Raw genomic sequence first — 13515 nt, forward strand, 5'->3', positions numbered from 1 at the left:
GCGGAGGCTGTCTTTTCCGGCAATTCCATGCCGAATTAACAATATCCCAATTGCATTCCCCGATGGAGTGTGACCAAAAAACAGGCGCAACCATCGGGAGTAAAGAATGGAAATCGATCTCGACTCACTCACTCGGTCCGAGCTTGAAGAACTCCGCACCAAAATCGACAAGGCGGCATCGACCCTTGCCGAACGCGAACGCCAGGCGGCTATGGATGCCGTCGAGCAGGCCGCGCAGGCCCATGGCTTCAGCCTCAAGGAACTGACCGGCGTTGCGCCGGCCAAGGCCCGAGGAAAAGCCAAGAATCCGCCGAAATTCCGCCACCCGGAAAATCCGTCGGTGACGTGGACCGGGCGCGGGCGCAAACCGCAATGGATCAAGGATGCCGAGGCCTCCGGAACCGACATAGCGGAATTCGCCATCTGAGGGGCGAAAGCCGTTTCAGAATTGGATAGAGTTGACGGACCGCCCGCGCGGTCCGTTTTCATTGGAGGAACAAATGACAGTTCATATCGGAGCAAATCCCGGCGAGATCGCCGATACCGTGCTGATGCCTGGCGATCCCTATCGCGCGAAATGGGCGGCGGAGACGTTTCTGGAAGATGCTGTTTGCGTCAATCAGGTGCGCGGCATGCTGGGGTTTACCGGAAACTGGAAGGGCAATCGCGTCACCATCCAGGGATCCGGAATGGGAATGCCCTCTCTGTCGATATATGCAAATGAGCTAATTCGTGATTACGGCGCACAGACCCTGATCCGAATTGGTTCCGCCGGCGGCATGCAGGAAGCCGTGAAGGTTCGCGATATCATCGTCGCCATGACGGCCTCGACCATTTCGACCCCGTCGCGCGGCTTCTTCCGCGAAATGAGCTACGCGCCCTGCGCCGATTACGGGCTGCTCGCGGCGGCGGTGAATGCCGCCGAAACACGCGAGGTCGGGTGCCATGTCGGCGGCATCTATTCCTCGGACGTGTTCTATGACGAACGCCCGGACCTGACGGAGCAACTCACCCGCCACGGTGTGCTCGCCGTCGAGATGGAAGCGGCCGAGCTCTATACCCTCGCCGCCCGCTATGGCCGCCGCGCGCTCGCCGTGCTGACCATCTCCGACCACCTCGTCACCGGCGAGGCGCTGCCCAGCGACCAGCGCGAGAAGAGCTTCGGCGACATGGTCGAGATCGCACTGGAAGCCGCTTTCGCCTGACCTGACAGAAATGCGCGGGGCGGATCGCCGCCCCGCGCTATAGCCTGCTTGCCCAGACGCGAGGCCCGCGTTATCCGCAGCCTATGGCCAAACTATACTTCCACTACTCGACCATGAATGCCGGCAAGTCGACGATTCTGCTGCAAGCATCACATAACTACCGCGAGCGCGGCATGCAGACCTACCTGCTGACCGCCGGCGTCGACACCCGTGCCGGTTTCGGCACGATCGGCTCACGCATCGGCATCTGCGCGGAAGCGGATGTCTTCTCGCCTGAGGACGATCTCTTCGCGAAAATCGCACAGAAGATGCAGGACGATCCCTGCGCCTGTATCTTCCTCGACGAGGCGCAGTTCCTGAGCGAGACCCAGGTCTGGCAACTCGCGCGCGCGGTTGACGACCTCAAGGTCCCGGTCATGTGCTACGGGCTGCGCGTCGATTTCATGGGCAAGCTCTTTCCCGGCTCCGCTGCCCTGCTGGCCCTGGCCGACGAGATGCGCGAGGTCCGCACCATCTGCCATTGCGGCAAGAAGGCCACCATGGTCGCTCGGATGGGACCGGACGGACAAGCCTTGCGCGAGGGCGCCCAGGTGCAGATCGGCGGCAACGAGACCTATGTATCCCTCTGTCGGCGCCACTGGCGTGAAGCTGTCGGAGACCCGCTCTCTACTGCGCCAGAAGCCTGAGCCCCTGGGTGACATCGCTGCGCACGGCGAGCTTGAGAGACGGCTCGTCGCCGGCCTTCAGCGCCGCAATGATCAGCTTGTGGTGGTAGGGCGCTTCCTGACGACGCAGCCGGTCATAGAGCATCCCCATTGTCGGACCGAGCTGCAACCAGACCGTCTCGGCCATGGCCAGCATCGCCGGGGCCTGCGCCCGCAAATAGAGGGTGCGGTGAAATTCCAGATTTGTTCGGATATAGGCCGGCGCGTCGCCGCTGGAGTTTACCTTGCCGATGGTATGGTTGATCGTCTGCAGCCGCTCGATCAACGCCATGTGGGCGCGCGGCAGTGCGCGTGAGGCCAGCTCCGGCTCCAGCAGCGCCCGCAGCGCAGCCAGTTCCTCGATCCGCTCATTGGTCAGTTCCGGCGTCGACACGCGCCCCGAGCTCGACATGGTCAGGGCCCCTTCGGCCACGAGTCGCCGCAACGCCTCGCGCACCGGAGTCATTGACAGCCCGAACTCCTTGCCCATCCCGCGCAGGGTCAGAGCCTGGCCGGGCAGAACCTCTCCATGCATGATGCGGGTCCGCATGGTCCGGTAGAGCCGGTCATGCGCGGCGGCCGTGGGCGGGGTGTGAGCCGCAGGACTCGGGGACGGGCGCTGGTTCAGATACATACCTGATCATGGCCACGCAGCCAGCACAGGGTCAAGGCGTCGTCTCGAATCTGTAGCGATGCAGCGTCTCGCCATTTTCTCGAAGCCAGGCGCGGTGCGCCCTGTAGTCAGGCCAGAGCCGCTCGACCTGAGCCCAGAATCGCGGGCTGTGATTCATCTCCGCCAGATGCGCGACCTCATGCGCAGCAACGTAGTCGAGCACGTCTGGTGGCGCCAGGATCAGCCGCCAGGAGAACATCAGCGCCCCCTGTGCCGAACAGGACCCCCAACGGGAACGGGTGTCGCGCAGGGTGATCCGACTGTAGGGGCGTCCCAGCTCTGTCGAGAAGGCGTCGCAAGCCGCCACGAGACGGTTGCGTGCATGTTCCCGTACCAGCCCGGTCACAGTGGCCGGCACCGAATGGCTCCGTGTCGAGACCTCGATCCGCCCCATCCCGAAGAGCAGCGCATTCCGCTTTCCCCGCGCGATCTCCAGTTCGATCCCGTCCACCGGCAGCATCGCCCCTTCCGCGACCGATACCTCTTCGGGCCGTTCCGCAAGCTTGTCCCGGATCCATCCGGCCTTCTCCCGGACGAAGTCCAGGGCCCGGGCGCGAGAGGCGGAGCGGGGCAATGTCAGTGTCACCCGACCATCCAGCCGGGACACGCGCAGCGAATATCGTCGGGCCCGCGCGGAGGGCCGCAGCACCACCGAAATCGGCGGATCGCCCGGCAGCTCATATTCGTTCATCGCTCGCTGTCCCGATTCCTGCACTCTTAGGGTTTGACAGACCCGCCAACCTGTGGCATCGGCCTTTTTTCAATGCTTCGCCCTATATGAAGGATCATCCGATGCCCAAGGAAGAATGGGGAGTCAAGCGCGTCTGCCCGACGACCGGCAAGCGGTTCTACGATCTCGGCCGCAGCCCGATCGTCAGCCCCTACACGGGCGAGGTCGTGCAGCTCGACACCGGCAACAAGAATCGCGTCCTGATCAAGGACGAGAAGGACAAACAGAGCGAGCCTGAAAAGGAAGTCGTTCTCGATGACGAGGAAGATGTCCTCGAAAATGACGCCGATCTCGGCGATGACGTGCTCGATGACGACGCCGACGAAGACAACGTCCCGCTCGAGGAAATTGCCGATGTCGGAACCGACGAGGACGACTCGTAAAAACTTTCCGGTGGGAGTTCATTTTTCTCTTGAACTCCCTCCAGCCGGTGAATAGACACCGCGCTACCGGGGCCATAGCTCAGATGGGAGAGCGCTTGCATGGCATGCAAGAGGTCCGGGGTTCGATTCCCCGTGGCTCCACCAAATCACTTCAAGCATTTGATATAAAACCTGTTTCAGGTAGATCGCCGTCGCCCCCAGTCAGCTCGGCCATGTGCATTTGACACAGAGCCTACACCTTGGCACCCCTACGATACTTGGTAAACGGATGCCGGATTTCATCTCCCACAAGGAGTAACCGCGCCGACTGTTCGACATGTTCGAACAGGGTCAGCGAACCGGAAAGACAGCTGACCTTTCGTTATGGTTCTCAAGAGCTTCCAAAGTCACTATAACGATTTAGGAGTTGTGACATCCGCATCGGGGCGTCCTGACCGATAGACGCTCCCCTGCCCGATGTGGCAGAAAGTGACTATTTCCAGTTTGGGGGTCGCCTATGTGTCGCCTGTTCATAGAAGCCGATACTACATTGTGGGAATATGAGACCCGCGAGATTCGTGTCGATGGCGCCGAGGCAGCGCTGCGAATCGAGAGTTTTTACTGGGGTATCCTCGACCGCATTGCACATCGCGATGGTATGAATACCGAGGAACTTCTTCACAAACTCTATTCAGAGGCAATCGAGGCGGACCATACGGTCGGCACCTTCTCGTCCTTCCTGAGGGTCTGTTGTGGGCGCTATCTCGACTTGCTCGGACGCGGCGAGATCCCCGATGACGACACCCCCATCCGCGACCTCGACGCGGACGCGATTCTCAAACGCGAGAAACGACCGACGCTCCGGCTGGTGGACTAGCTTTCAACGACAGGACATAACGGAAAGGGCCCCGGCTGATGCCGAGGCCCTGTCATCTTGCGAGTTGAGTGTCAGTGGCCGAGAATCTGGCTCAGGAAGAGCTTGGTACGCTCGTGCTGCGGGTTGTTGAAGAACGCGTTGGGCTCGTTCTGCTCAACGATCTGACCCTGATCCATGAAGATCACCCGGTTGGCTACCTGCTTGGCAAAGCCCATCTCGTGGGTCACGCAGAGCATGGTCATACCTTCCTCGGCAAGCTGGATCATGGTCTCCAGCACTTCCTTGATCATCTCGGGGTCGAGCGCAGAGGTCGGTTCGTCGAAGAGCATGATCCGCGGCTTCATGCAGAGCGAGCGGGCAATGGCCACACGCTGCTGCTGACCACCCGAGAGCTGGCCTGGATATTTGTGGGCCTGCTCGGGAATCTTGACCTTCTCCAGGAAATGCATCGCCGTCTCCTCCGCCTCCTTGCGGGGGATCTTGCGCACCCAGATCGGCGCCAGCGTGCAATTCTCCAGGATCGTCAGATGCGGAAAGAGGTTGAAGTGCTGGAACACCATGCCGACCTCGGAGCGGATCTTGTCGATATTCTTCAGATCTGAAGACAGCTCCGTCCCGTCAACGATGATCTCCCCCGCCTGGTGTTCCTCCAGACGGTTGATACACCGAATCAGCGTCGACTTGCCCGAGCCCGAAGGCCCGGCGATGACGATCCGTTCGCCCTCATAGACGCTCAGGTTGATGTCCCGGAGCACGTGGAAGGTCCCATACCACTTGTTCATATGGGTGATCTGGATTGCCAGCTTGTCGGAGACTTCCATCTGCGAGCGGTCGATCTGGCGTTCAACTGCGGTTTCTGACATTTGGCGTTTCCTTAACGGTGGCCCGTCTGAAGCTTGCGCTCCAGGTACATGGAATAACGGGACATGGAGAAGCAGAAGATGAAGAACATCAGCGCGATGAAACCGTAGAGCTCCCAAACAACGCCGTTCCAGGCCTGGTCGGCACGGATGGAGTTGGAGAGCCCGATCGGGTCCAGAAGGCCAATGATCGACACCAGCGTGGTGTCCTTGAAGACACCGATGAAGGTCGAGACGATCCCCGGGATCGAGATCTTGAGAGCTTGCGGCATGATGATCAGCCGCTGTGCCATCCAGAAATCGAGCCCAAGCGCGTCAGCCGCCTCGTACTGGCCCCTGGGAAGGGCCGCGAGGCCGCCCCGCACCACCTCGGCCATATAGGCGGAGGCAAAGAGCGTGACCATGATGATGACGCGCAGGATGATGTCGAAATCGGTTCCCGGTGGCATGAAGATGTTCAGCAGCGTCGAGGCGACGAAGAGAAGCGTGATCAGCGGCACGCCGCGGATGAACTCGATGAAGCCAACCGAAAGCGACCGGACGATGAAGAGGTCCGATTGCCGCCCGAGCGCCAGCACGATGCCGATGGGCAGCGAGATGGCAATGGCGACGACGCCGATGGTGATCGACAGCATGAAGCCGCCGAAGTTGCGACTCTCAACGGTTTCGAGGGCCAGCGGAAGCACCGAGGCCAGCCCGTCGGCGACAGGACCTGCCAGCAAGAACCACCACAACACCGGAACCAGGAAAGCGAGGATGACCGCAGTCAGCCCGCCGAGCACCGGCTTGGCGTATTTATGCGCCAGGAATCCCAGCACGAAACCGGCGGCCGCGACGACCGGGTTCCAGATCGAACCGCCCCAGAGCAACCAGGGCATCAGGAACGGGTAGATCGCCGAGAAGATCAGCATCTTGCGCGGCAGCGTGTTGAAGAGCACGGGCGCCACTGCGACGAGCAGCAGCGCGAAGTCGAGCACGACCCGCCAGTAAAGCTCCTTGGGGTAGAAACCGAACATGAGCTGCAGCCAGCGTTCCCGGATCACGCCCCAACAGGCCTTGCCATGCCCGCCGCCGATGAGTTCGCGACATTCGTTGAGCGAGGCAGCGGACCATGTCGGCGACATGACCCAGGGCAGCAAGGCCGAGAGGACGTAGACGACGAAGCCCAGCGACAGGATGGAAAGGACCGCGTTGAGCGGCGAGGAGAAAAGATTCTCCCGAATCCAGCCAGCAACCCCGGTGGTCGCCGCCGGCGGCTCCTGTTCCTCGATCATGGCTTTGCGGACGAAGTGAATATCAGCCATCTTACCGCTCCACCAGTTTGACGCGTTCGTTATACCAGTTCATCACGCCCGAAATGCTCAGCGAGATGGCAAGGTAGACCAGCATCAGCATGAGAACGCATTCGAGCTCCTTGCCGGTCTGGTTCATGGTGATGCCACCAAGCGTGCCGGTGATATCCATGTAGCCCACGGCAATGGCCAGGGAAGAGTTCTTGGTCAGGTTCAGGTAGTTGGAGATCAGTGGCGGGATGATGACCCGCAATGCCTGCGGCAGGATCACGAGGTTCATGATTCGGTTCGACCGCAGGCCGAGCGCAGCCGCCGCTTCCGTCTGGCCCTTGGAAATGGCGAGAATACCGGCCCGCACGATCTCGGCGATGAAAGCCGCCGTGTAGAGCGAAAGCGCCAGCCAGAGCGCGAGGAGCGAGTTCCGCAGATGCGTGCCGCCCTTGAAGTTGAAGCCCTTGAGCTCCGGATACCCGAGATGAAAGCCAAGTGCGACAAGCACGGCGAGCGTGGGAACGGCAATAACGGCGAGACGGAGATACCAGGTTTTGGGTCGATCGCCCGTCGCGTTCTGGATCCTGTCGGCTCGTTTCCGGATACGGGCGGAGGCGTAAAGCCCACCGCCGAAAACAAAGGCGATCAGGAGAAGGTCGAGGCTGATCTGGAAGACGCCACAGGCGTCATCGACAGAGCCATCCTCTCCCGGTTGGCAGGCCGCGCTGTCCCGATCCGGCAGGATCGGCAGGTCGCCCAGCCCGCGGCTGAACAACGCCTCGGGAATATAGACACCGCGATTGGTGAAGGCCACCGTGTCGAAGAGCACCATGGAGGCCGTGGGGTTTTCGCCCTTGAAGGCGCGCGGTGCGGGCAGGGTCTCGATCATGATCGCCATGGTGAAGACGATCCAGAGCAGCACCGGCACGTTGCGGAACATCTCGACATAGACCGTCATCAGCCGAGCGATGAGCCAGTTGTTGGAAAGCCTGAGAATACCGACAAAAACACCGATGATCGTCGCCGTAATGCAGCCCAGAAAAGCCACCAGAAGCGTGTTCAGCAGCCCGACAATGGCCGCACGCCAGTGGCTCGACTGCGAATTGTAATCGAGCAGCCTCTGGTTGATGTCATATCCGGCGGTGTCGCTGAGAAATCCGAAACCGATGGTCTTGCCCTGTTCGGCAAGGTTGTACAGCGTGTTGTTGATCAGCCAGGCGGCGAAGATCATGAACCCGATTAGCGCGACGACCTGAATGGTCAGGGAGCGATAGCGGGTGTCGTAGATCAGCATGCCGAGCCTGAACGACTCCTTCGGCGGGTCGGTCAGTGAGGTCATGATTATCCCTGCGGCTTCCTGGGCTTCCCTTGTGCGGATCTGACGCCCGCTCTCCTCGGCCCGGATGTTATCTTTGTTGGGGGAGGATGGGGAAAGGGCGCGACCACAGCCGCGCCCTCCCCGATCAATTTAGCGGAACGGCGGCGCGTAGAGCAGGCCGCCCGAGGTCCACTGCGCGTTCAGGCCGCGCGCGAGGCCAATCGGGGTGGTCTCACCGATATTCTTCTCGAAGATCTCGCCGTAGTTGCCATTGACCGAGATCGCCTTGACGGCCCAGTCAGCCGGCAGGCCGAGCATCTCGCCCAGCGTACCTTCGGTGCCGAGCATACGATTGATCTCCGGGTTGTTGCCGGCAGCAGCGGCCAGTTCGGTGACATTCGCAGAAGTCACACCGAGCTCTTCGGCGGCGATCAGAGCGTTCAGCGTCCAACGGACGACATCGGCCCATTCGTTGTCGCCATGGCGAACGAGCGGCCCCAGCGGCTCCTTGGAGATGATCTCCGGAAGGATCACGTGGTTGGCGGCGTCTTCGAAAGTGGCGCGGGTGGCGGCGAGGCCGGAGGCGTCTGTCGTGTAGGAATCACAGGCGCCGGCCAGATATTGCTGCTGCCCTTCGGCGTTGGTCTCGATCGGAACCGGCTCGTATTCCATGTTGTTGATGCGGAAGAAGTCCGCAAGGTTGAGCTCGGTGGTGGTGCCGGTCTGAATGCAGACTGTGGCACCATCGAGTTCCTTGGCCGAGGAAACGCCGAGATCCTTGCGAACCAGGAAGCCCTGACCGTCATAGTAATTTACGCCGACAAAATCGAACTTGAGGTCGACGTCACGAGAGAAGGTCCAGGTGGTGTTCCGGGCCAGCATGTCGATTTCGCCGGAGGCCAGCGCGGTGAAGCGGGTCTTGCCGGTGGTGGGAACGAATTCGACAGCGGTCGGATCGTCGAGAACGGCAGCAGCGACAGCGCGGCAGACGGCGACGTCAAAGCCTTGCCATTCGCCATTCGCGTCAGGGGCAGCAAAGCCGGGAACGCCGGTGGCAACGCCGCAGTTCAGCGTGCCACGCGTCTTGACTTCGTCCAGCAGACCGGCGGCCGCGACGGATGCGGACATGCCGGCAAGCGCCATTACCCCAACGAATACGGTCTTGTTCATGTGTACCTCTTCCTGATGGTCCCGGTCCGTGAGTGATCGGGATATATTTTTTTTTGGGTCCCTGACCCGATTACAGAACAGGCTCGGAAGGGGTTCCCCTCCGAACGCAACAACTTTGGGCAAATTCCCAAGAAAACGTCAAGTGCTCTACCGGACAGGTTCCGCTGCCCGCTTTGGAATCGAAAGACGCGATTCTGAGAGCATAATAATCAGGCAACCAAGCAGGCCTGCTGTCAGTTTGCAGGCAAGGCTTGCGAAAGCCGATAGAATCTCACCGCATGGAGGAACTCGCCGCGCTTGAAACTTGCCGTAACGGAAGCTTCTTCATCCGCCCCCCACTGGCTCTCCTGGAAGTTTTCATCGACTCGGGAACGCGCCCAGAGATCCTCTTCCGGAAGCCGCCCCCGAAGAGCTGCCAGTCCGATCAGAAGCGAACCGGACATGGCGACCAGATCATGCAACGCGGTGAGTGCGAAGGCGTCGAGCGAGGCCACCTCGTGGCGCAACCGTGCGACGCTCTCCTCTGGCTGCGCATGCGGCACCACGCCAACGCAGACCTCCAGCGGCGCGCCAAGGTCCTCGCGCGCCCAGTCCAGCAAGTCGTCCCAGGCCGCCGCCTGCTGCGCACAGAGCGCCTCCGGCCCCTCGGCGCGATAGCAAAGCAGGTCGGTCTCGCCATAGGCGGCGATCAGCGCCGCCACTTCATCGAACTGCGTCGCAACCTTGTCGATGGCAGCATTGGCCGAGCGGGTCAGCGGCATGATGGAAGGGTCGACCGCCTCCTCCAGCGCGTCCCACTCTGCTGCAATCGCCTCGGCCAGCGCCTGGCTCGGCAGCACCAGCGGGGCCTTGGCCGGTGTCTTGACCGGGCGCCCGTCGAGCTGCACGTCCCAGCCATCCGGCCCCCGCACCGCCTTCGCTTCTTTCCAGAAGCGTTTCGCCTTCCACTCTGCCATTCAGACCTCCCAGACCCGCTCCAGCGCCGCCTCCAGCGCGTCGTATTCCTCGATCACCTGATCCGCCCCGGCCGCTTCCAGCGCGCCGCGTGGGTGATACCCCCAGGTCACGCCGATTGTCCTGAACCCGGCCGCCCGGCCCATCTCGATGTCGAAGCTCGTATCGCCGACCATCACCCCGTCCGCCGCTTCACAGCCAGTTTCGGCAAGCGCTGTCAGCAGCATTGAGGGGTGAGGCTTCGACGGGTGGTGGTCCGCGACCTGTTCGGTCACGAATCGTCCCGTCAACCCATGCGCCTTCAGCAAGTGATCCAGCCCACGCCGCGACTTGCCTGTCGCCAACCCGACCACCAGGTCGTCGCGGGTCAACAGCCGCTCCACGGTCTCTTCCGCGCCGGGGAAGAGTGGCGACATCTCCGTCCCCGCACCTTTCACCCGAATATCCGCGAAGCTGTTCTTGTAAGCCTCGACCAGCGCCGTGTGGCCATCCGGTTCGAGATCCGGCGCAAGGCGTGGCATCAGCACCGGCAGAGACAGCCCGACCACCGACAGCACTGCCTCGCGCGGTGGGCAGGGCAGGTCAAGCGCATCAAACGCGTGGGTCATGGCGGCCATGATATGGGCTTGCGAATCGATCAGCGTGCCATCGACATCGAAGACGACGAGGCGCAGCGAAGAGGAGTGCGTCATTCCAGTTCCTCGAACGGGTCCTCGGGCACGTCCGACGCCCGCCAGTCCAACATCTCCCAGGTCCGCGCCATGTGCTCGGGCAACGCGGCGGTAAGATTAAGTCGATTGCCGGTGACGGGGTGCGTCAGGCTCAGCGAACGCGCATGCAGATGGAGCTTTCGGGACAGCTCGCCGCCCAGCCCCGCGCCCCAGCCGTCGCCGAGGTTTTCCTGGCCCGACCCGCCGTATTTTCCGTCACCAATAATGGGATGGCCCAGCTCGGCCATGTGGGCGCGCAGCTGGTGCGTCCGCCCGGTGATCGGGATCAACGCTGCCCAACTCACCCGCCCGCCAAGCGCCGAGAGCACGGCGTAGTCGGTGGTCGCCCGCTTGGCGCCCGGCGTGGTCGCAACCTCACGCGGGTGGATGCAATGCATCTTCTCGCCCTCGCCGCCGGAACCATGGCCGCCAGCCTTGACCAGTCCGTAGCGGATCGTGCCCATCTGCGGCACCGGCACCCCGGCCACCGCGGCCCAGTAGATCTTGCGCGTTTCCCGCGCCCGGAAGGCCTCGGTCAGCGCCCCGGCAGCCGCGCGCGTGCGCGCCAGCAGCAGGATGCCGGATGTGTCCTTGTCCAGCCGGTGCACCAGCCGCGGCTTGTCATCGAGCCCGAACCGAAGCGCCTCGGCCATCCCGTCCACATGGCGCAGCTGCTTGGAGCCGCCTTGCGAGGGCAAGCCCGGCGGCTTGTTCAAGGCGATGATGTGGTCGTCGCGATAGATCACGCAGCTGCGGATCATCTTCGCATCCTCATCAGAAACCGTTTCCCGGTCCGGCGCCGGCCCCGCCTCGTCCGGCAGCGGCGGCACGCGCACAATCTGCCCGGCCTCGACCCGCGTTGCGCTCTTCACGCGCCCGCCATCGACACGGATATCGCCCTTACGGCACATCTTCTCGATCCGTCCCTGGCTGATATGCGGGAAGCGGCGGCGGAACCAACGGTCGAACCTCTGACCGGCTTCGTCTGCGGTGATCTCGATCTGCTGCACCCGGCTCATGGCATCACCACCATCGCCCGTGCCGCCCAGAGCCCGACCACCAGCGCGAGAAGCGCACAGGCGAAAGACGCCCCGGCATAGAGCGCTGCCGTTCCGATCTGCCCCTTCTCGATCAGGAAGATCGTGTCCAGCGAGAAGGCGGAGAAGGTGGTGAAACCACCAAGTATGCCCGTCATCAAGAAAGGTGCCAGATGCGTGCCATTCTTGCGCTCAAGATAGACGACGATGAAGCCCATGATGAAGGAGCCCACGATATTGACCGTCAGCGTGCCATGCGGGAAGCCCGGCCCGAAGAGCCGCAGCGTCCCGATACCGGTGAGATAGCGACAGGAGGCACCGATGGCACCTCCGAGAGCGACGTGAGATAGGGTAATCCAATGCATGGCGCCGGTGTCATACCCCCGGCGCCGCTTGTCAAGCGCGGCTCAGGCCTCCTCGGAGACCTCCTCGATGATCCGCCCTGCAGGGACCTCGCCCTTCACGACCTTCCTGCCATGCAGCATCGAGGGGATCAGGTTCTCCCGCTTCCAGATCTTGTAGAAGGCAACAGCGCCGAGATGCAGGACCACGAGCAGAAGAATGATCGGCGCCAGCGTGTGGTGGATCTCGGTGCCGAGCTTCACCATTCCGGGGAAGTCATCCGCCAGCGGGCCGGCATTGATGTAATCTTCCGGATCGGCAAAGAGCCCTGAGAAAACCTGAAGCGCCAAAACACCGAGCAACAGGTAGACCGAGAGTGCGCCAACCGGATTATGCCCCGGCCAGTTGCTTGGTTTGCGCTTGGACATGCCGGAAATATAACGCGCATAGGTGCCCGGCCCGTAGATGAAATGCACGAAACGAGCGGGCCAGGGGCCGACCAGCCCCCAGACCAGGCGAAAGACCAGAAGGCCGATCACCGTGTATCCCAGCCAGAAATGCAGGGTCAGAAATCCCGTCGGATTGAACTGGCCCCACAGCCAGGTCACGATCACGCAGATCGCCAGAAGCCAGTGAAAGACCCGAACGAACGGGTCCCATAGGCGGACGAGGTAGAGTTTGTCGCTCTCCGGCGATCCGTCGCGCATCGTTTAGTCTTTCTTGGCCTGATAGGCCTTGTGGCAGGCTTGGCAGTTCTTGCCGATACCGCCAAGGGCCTGGGCCATCTCGCCCTTGCCGCTGCCAGCCACCTCTTGCATCGCAGCTACCGCTGCGACCATCTCCTTGCCGATCGCGCCGGCCTTGTCCATCTCGGACCAGAAAGCGGGTTTGGCATAGGAGACGCCGGGCATATCTTCAGTAGAGGTGCCGGGCAGCCAGAACGCGGACTGATCGACCATGACCAACTTGCCAAGCTCATCGGCGGCGGCCTGGGCGGCGGCGGCGTCATAGTCGACTTCGCCCTTGGCCATCGCGGCGAAGGTGCCCATCTGCTTGCCATAGGACTTCATGTGGTCCTGGCGCGCCTTTACAGCATCGGTCGCGGCATCGGCAATGGCGAGGGTGGGTAGGGAAAGGGCAATGGCCGCGATAATGAACTTGCGCATAGCTGGTCTCCTTGGTGGCCAGATTTGGGATAATCCTTCGATATACGAAGGTGGACTCGTTTACCGTTGCAGATTTTTGCACAATCTACGTGAGATTTTAAAGGAATATTATGCGTGCAGAGTT

At 61.9% G+C, this 13515-nt stretch carries 17 protein-coding genes and 1 tRNA gene; 6 read left to right on the forward strand and 12 right to left on the reverse strand.

Annotated features, from left to right (window positions below; all coding sequences use genetic code 11):
- Positions 1-106 precede the first annotated feature (106 nt).
- The 3 genes from R3X27_RS06110 to R3X27_RS06120 all read left to right on the forward strand — a co-directional run bounded on the left by R3X27_RS06110 (position 107) and on the right by R3X27_RS06120 (position 1891).
- Positions 107-427 carry an H-NS histone family protein gene (locus R3X27_RS06110; RefSeq protein WP_317707943.1) on the forward strand — a complete coding sequence of 107 codons (321 nt, stop codon included), beginning with the start codon at positions 107-109 and terminating at the stop codon, positions 425-427.
- A gap of 73 nt (positions 428-500) precedes the next feature.
- The gene (gene deoD, locus R3X27_RS06115; protein WP_317707944.1) at positions 501-1205 is read left to right on the forward strand and encodes a purine-nucleoside phosphorylase; all 705 of its coding nucleotides are present in this window, start codon (positions 501-503) and stop codon (positions 1203-1205) included.
- Positions 1206-1288: 83 nt separating this feature from the next.
- A complete protein-coding gene (locus tag R3X27_RS06120; RefSeq protein WP_317707945.1) occupies positions 1289-1891 on the forward strand; it encodes a thymidine kinase in 603 nt (200 codons plus the stop codon).
- Here the strand turns inward: R3X27_RS06120 and R3X27_RS06125 are convergent.
- Positions 1872-2543 carry a GntR family transcriptional regulator gene (locus tag R3X27_RS06125; protein ID WP_317707946.1) on the reverse strand — a complete coding sequence of 224 codons (672 nt, stop codon included), beginning with the start codon at positions 2541-2543 and terminating at the stop codon, positions 1872-1874. The genes R3X27_RS06120 and R3X27_RS06125 overlap by 20 nt on opposite strands.
- Before the next feature lie 31 nt (positions 2544-2574).
- On the reverse strand, positions 2575-3273 hold the full coding sequence (locus tag R3X27_RS06130; RefSeq protein WP_317707947.1) for a SprT family zinc-dependent metalloprotease: 699 nt from the start codon (positions 3271-3273) through the stop codon (positions 2575-2577).
- Between the two features lie 101 nt (positions 3274-3374).
- Between R3X27_RS06130 and R3X27_RS06135 the strand changes: the two genes are divergently transcribed.
- The 3 genes from R3X27_RS06135 (at position 3375) to R3X27_RS06145 (ending at position 4551) form a co-directional block, all read left to right on the forward strand.
- The gene (locus R3X27_RS06135; protein WP_317707948.1) at positions 3375-3695 is read left to right on the forward strand and encodes a TIGR02300 family protein; all 321 of its coding nucleotides are present in this window, start codon (positions 3375-3377) and stop codon (positions 3693-3695) included.
- A 68-nt stretch (positions 3696-3763) separates the two neighbouring features.
- Positions 3764-3839: transfer RNA gene (locus R3X27_RS06140), tRNA-Ala, on the forward strand.
- 352 nt (positions 3840-4191) lie between these two features.
- Positions 4192-4551, forward strand: a complete 360-nt coding sequence (locus tag R3X27_RS06145) for a ribbon-helix-helix domain-containing protein (RefSeq protein ID WP_317707949.1) — start codon at positions 4192-4194, stop codon at positions 4549-4551.
- A 71-nt stretch (positions 4552-4622) separates the two neighbouring features.
- On the opposite strand, the gene R3X27_RS06150 is transcribed toward R3X27_RS06145, so the two are convergent.
- From R3X27_RS06150 to R3X27_RS06195, 10 genes are all read right to left on the reverse strand, one after another.
- A complete protein-coding gene (locus R3X27_RS06150) occupies positions 4623-5414 on the reverse strand; it encodes an amino acid ABC transporter ATP-binding protein (protein ID WP_317707950.1) in 792 nt (263 codons plus the stop codon).
- An 11-nt stretch (positions 5415-5425) separates the two neighbouring features.
- Entirely contained in the window at positions 5426-6715 is a 1290-nt protein-coding gene (locus R3X27_RS06155; protein ID WP_317707951.1) for an amino acid ABC transporter permease, read from the reverse strand.
- A gap of 1 nt (position 6716) precedes the next feature.
- Positions 6717-8033, reverse strand: a complete 1317-nt coding sequence (locus R3X27_RS06160; protein ID WP_317707952.1) for an ABC transporter permease subunit — start codon at positions 8031-8033, stop codon at positions 6717-6719.
- Positions 8034-8162: 129 nt separating this feature from the next.
- On the reverse strand, positions 8163-9182 hold the full coding sequence (locus tag R3X27_RS06165; protein ID WP_317707953.1) for an amino acid ABC transporter substrate-binding protein: 1020 nt from the start codon (positions 9180-9182) through the stop codon (positions 8163-8165).
- A 233-nt stretch (positions 9183-9415) separates the two neighbouring features.
- Positions 9416-10138: an ATP12 family chaperone protein gene (locus tag R3X27_RS06170; protein WP_317707954.1), complete on the reverse strand. Its 723-nt coding sequence runs from the start codon at positions 10136-10138 to the stop codon at positions 9416-9418.
- Complete coding sequence (locus R3X27_RS06175; protein ID WP_317707955.1) at positions 10139-10828, reverse strand: HAD-IA family hydrolase; 690 nt, start codon at positions 10826-10828, stop codon at positions 10139-10141.
- A complete protein-coding gene (locus R3X27_RS06180; protein WP_317707956.1) occupies positions 10825-11865 on the reverse strand; it encodes an RluA family pseudouridine synthase in 1041 nt (346 codons plus the stop codon). The genes R3X27_RS06175 and R3X27_RS06180 overlap by 4 nt, the downstream gene beginning before the upstream one ends.
- Complete coding sequence (gene crcB / locus R3X27_RS06185) at positions 11862-12248, reverse strand: fluoride efflux transporter CrcB (RefSeq protein ID WP_317707957.1); 387 nt, start codon at positions 12246-12248, stop codon at positions 11862-11864. The genes R3X27_RS06180 and crcB overlap by 4 nt, the downstream gene beginning before the upstream one ends.
- 42 nt (positions 12249-12290) lie before the next feature.
- Entirely contained in the window at positions 12291-12932 is a 642-nt protein-coding gene (locus tag R3X27_RS06190) for a cytochrome b/b6 domain-containing protein (protein ID WP_317707958.1), read from the reverse strand.
- A 3-nt stretch (positions 12933-12935) separates the two neighbouring features.
- Positions 12936-13391: a cytochrome c gene (locus R3X27_RS06195; protein ID WP_317707959.1), complete on the reverse strand. Its 456-nt coding sequence runs from the start codon at positions 13389-13391 to the stop codon at positions 12936-12938.
- Positions 13392-13515: the final 124 nt, after the last annotated feature.

The sequence above is a fragment of the Tropicimonas sp. TH_r6 genome (genome assembly GCF_033101155.1).
Classification (GTDB): Bacteria; Pseudomonadota; Alphaproteobacteria; order Rhodobacterales; family Rhodobacteraceae; genus Tropicimonas.

What these genes read in the sequence shown, in the direction of transcription:
- R3X27_RS06125 (WP_317707946.1), bottom strand. Translation starts at nt 2,543, where the DNA reads ATGTATCTGAACCAGCGCCCGTCCCCGAGTCCTGCGGCTCACACCCCG.
- R3X27_RS06130 (WP_317707947.1), bottom strand. Translation starts at nt 3,273, where the DNA reads ATGAACGAATATGAGCTGCCGGGCGATCCGCCGATTTCGGTGGTGCTG.
- R3X27_RS06120 (WP_317707945.1), top strand. Translation starts at nt 1,289, where the DNA reads ATGGCCAAACTATACTTCCACTACTCGACCATGAATGCCGGCAAGTCG.
- R3X27_RS06190 (WP_317707958.1), bottom strand. Translation starts at nt 12,932, where the DNA reads ATGCGCGACGGATCGCCGGAGAGCGACAAACTCTACCTCGTCCGCCTA.
- R3X27_RS06165 (WP_317707953.1), bottom strand. Translation starts at nt 9,182, where the DNA reads ATGAACAAGACCGTATTCGTTGGGGTAATGGCGCTTGCCGGCATGTCC.
- R3X27_RS06170 (WP_317707954.1), bottom strand. Translation starts at nt 10,138, where the DNA reads ATGGCAGAGTGGAAGGCGAAACGCTTCTGGAAAGAAGCGAAGGCGGTG.
- R3X27_RS06155 (WP_317707951.1), bottom strand. Translation starts at nt 6,715, where the DNA reads ATGGCTGATATTCACTTCGTCCGCAAAGCCATGATCGAGGAACAGGAG.
- R3X27_RS06195 (WP_317707959.1), bottom strand. Translation starts at nt 13,391, where the DNA reads ATGCGCAAGTTCATTATCGCGGCCATTGCCCTTTCCCTACCCACCCTC.
- deoD (WP_317707944.1), top strand. Translation starts at nt 501, where the DNA reads ATGACAGTTCATATCGGAGCAAATCCCGGCGAGATCGCCGATACCGTG.
- R3X27_RS06180 (WP_317707956.1), bottom strand. Translation starts at nt 11,865, where the DNA reads ATGAGCCGGGTGCAGCAGATCGAGATCACCGCAGACGAAGCCGGTCAG.
- R3X27_RS06145 (WP_317707949.1), top strand. Translation starts at nt 4,192, where the DNA reads ATGTGTCGCCTGTTCATAGAAGCCGATACTACATTGTGGGAATATGAG.
- R3X27_RS06110 (WP_317707943.1), top strand. Translation starts at nt 107, where the DNA reads ATGGAAATCGATCTCGACTCACTCACTCGGTCCGAGCTTGAAGAACTC.
- R3X27_RS06135 (WP_317707948.1), top strand. Translation starts at nt 3,375, where the DNA reads ATGCCCAAGGAAGAATGGGGAGTCAAGCGCGTCTGCCCGACGACCGGC.
- R3X27_RS06150 (WP_317707950.1), bottom strand. Translation starts at nt 5,414, where the DNA reads ATGTCAGAAACCGCAGTTGAACGCCAGATCGACCGCTCGCAGATGGAA.
- crcB (WP_317707957.1), bottom strand. Translation starts at nt 12,248, where the DNA reads ATGCATTGGATTACCCTATCTCACGTCGCTCTCGGAGGTGCCATCGGT.
- R3X27_RS06175 (WP_317707955.1), bottom strand. Translation starts at nt 10,828, where the DNA reads ATGACGCACTCCTCTTCGCTGCGCCTCGTCGTCTTCGATGTCGATGGC.
- R3X27_RS06160 (WP_317707952.1), bottom strand. Translation starts at nt 8,033, where the DNA reads ATGACCTCACTGACCGACCCGCCGAAGGAGTCGTTCAGGCTCGGCATG.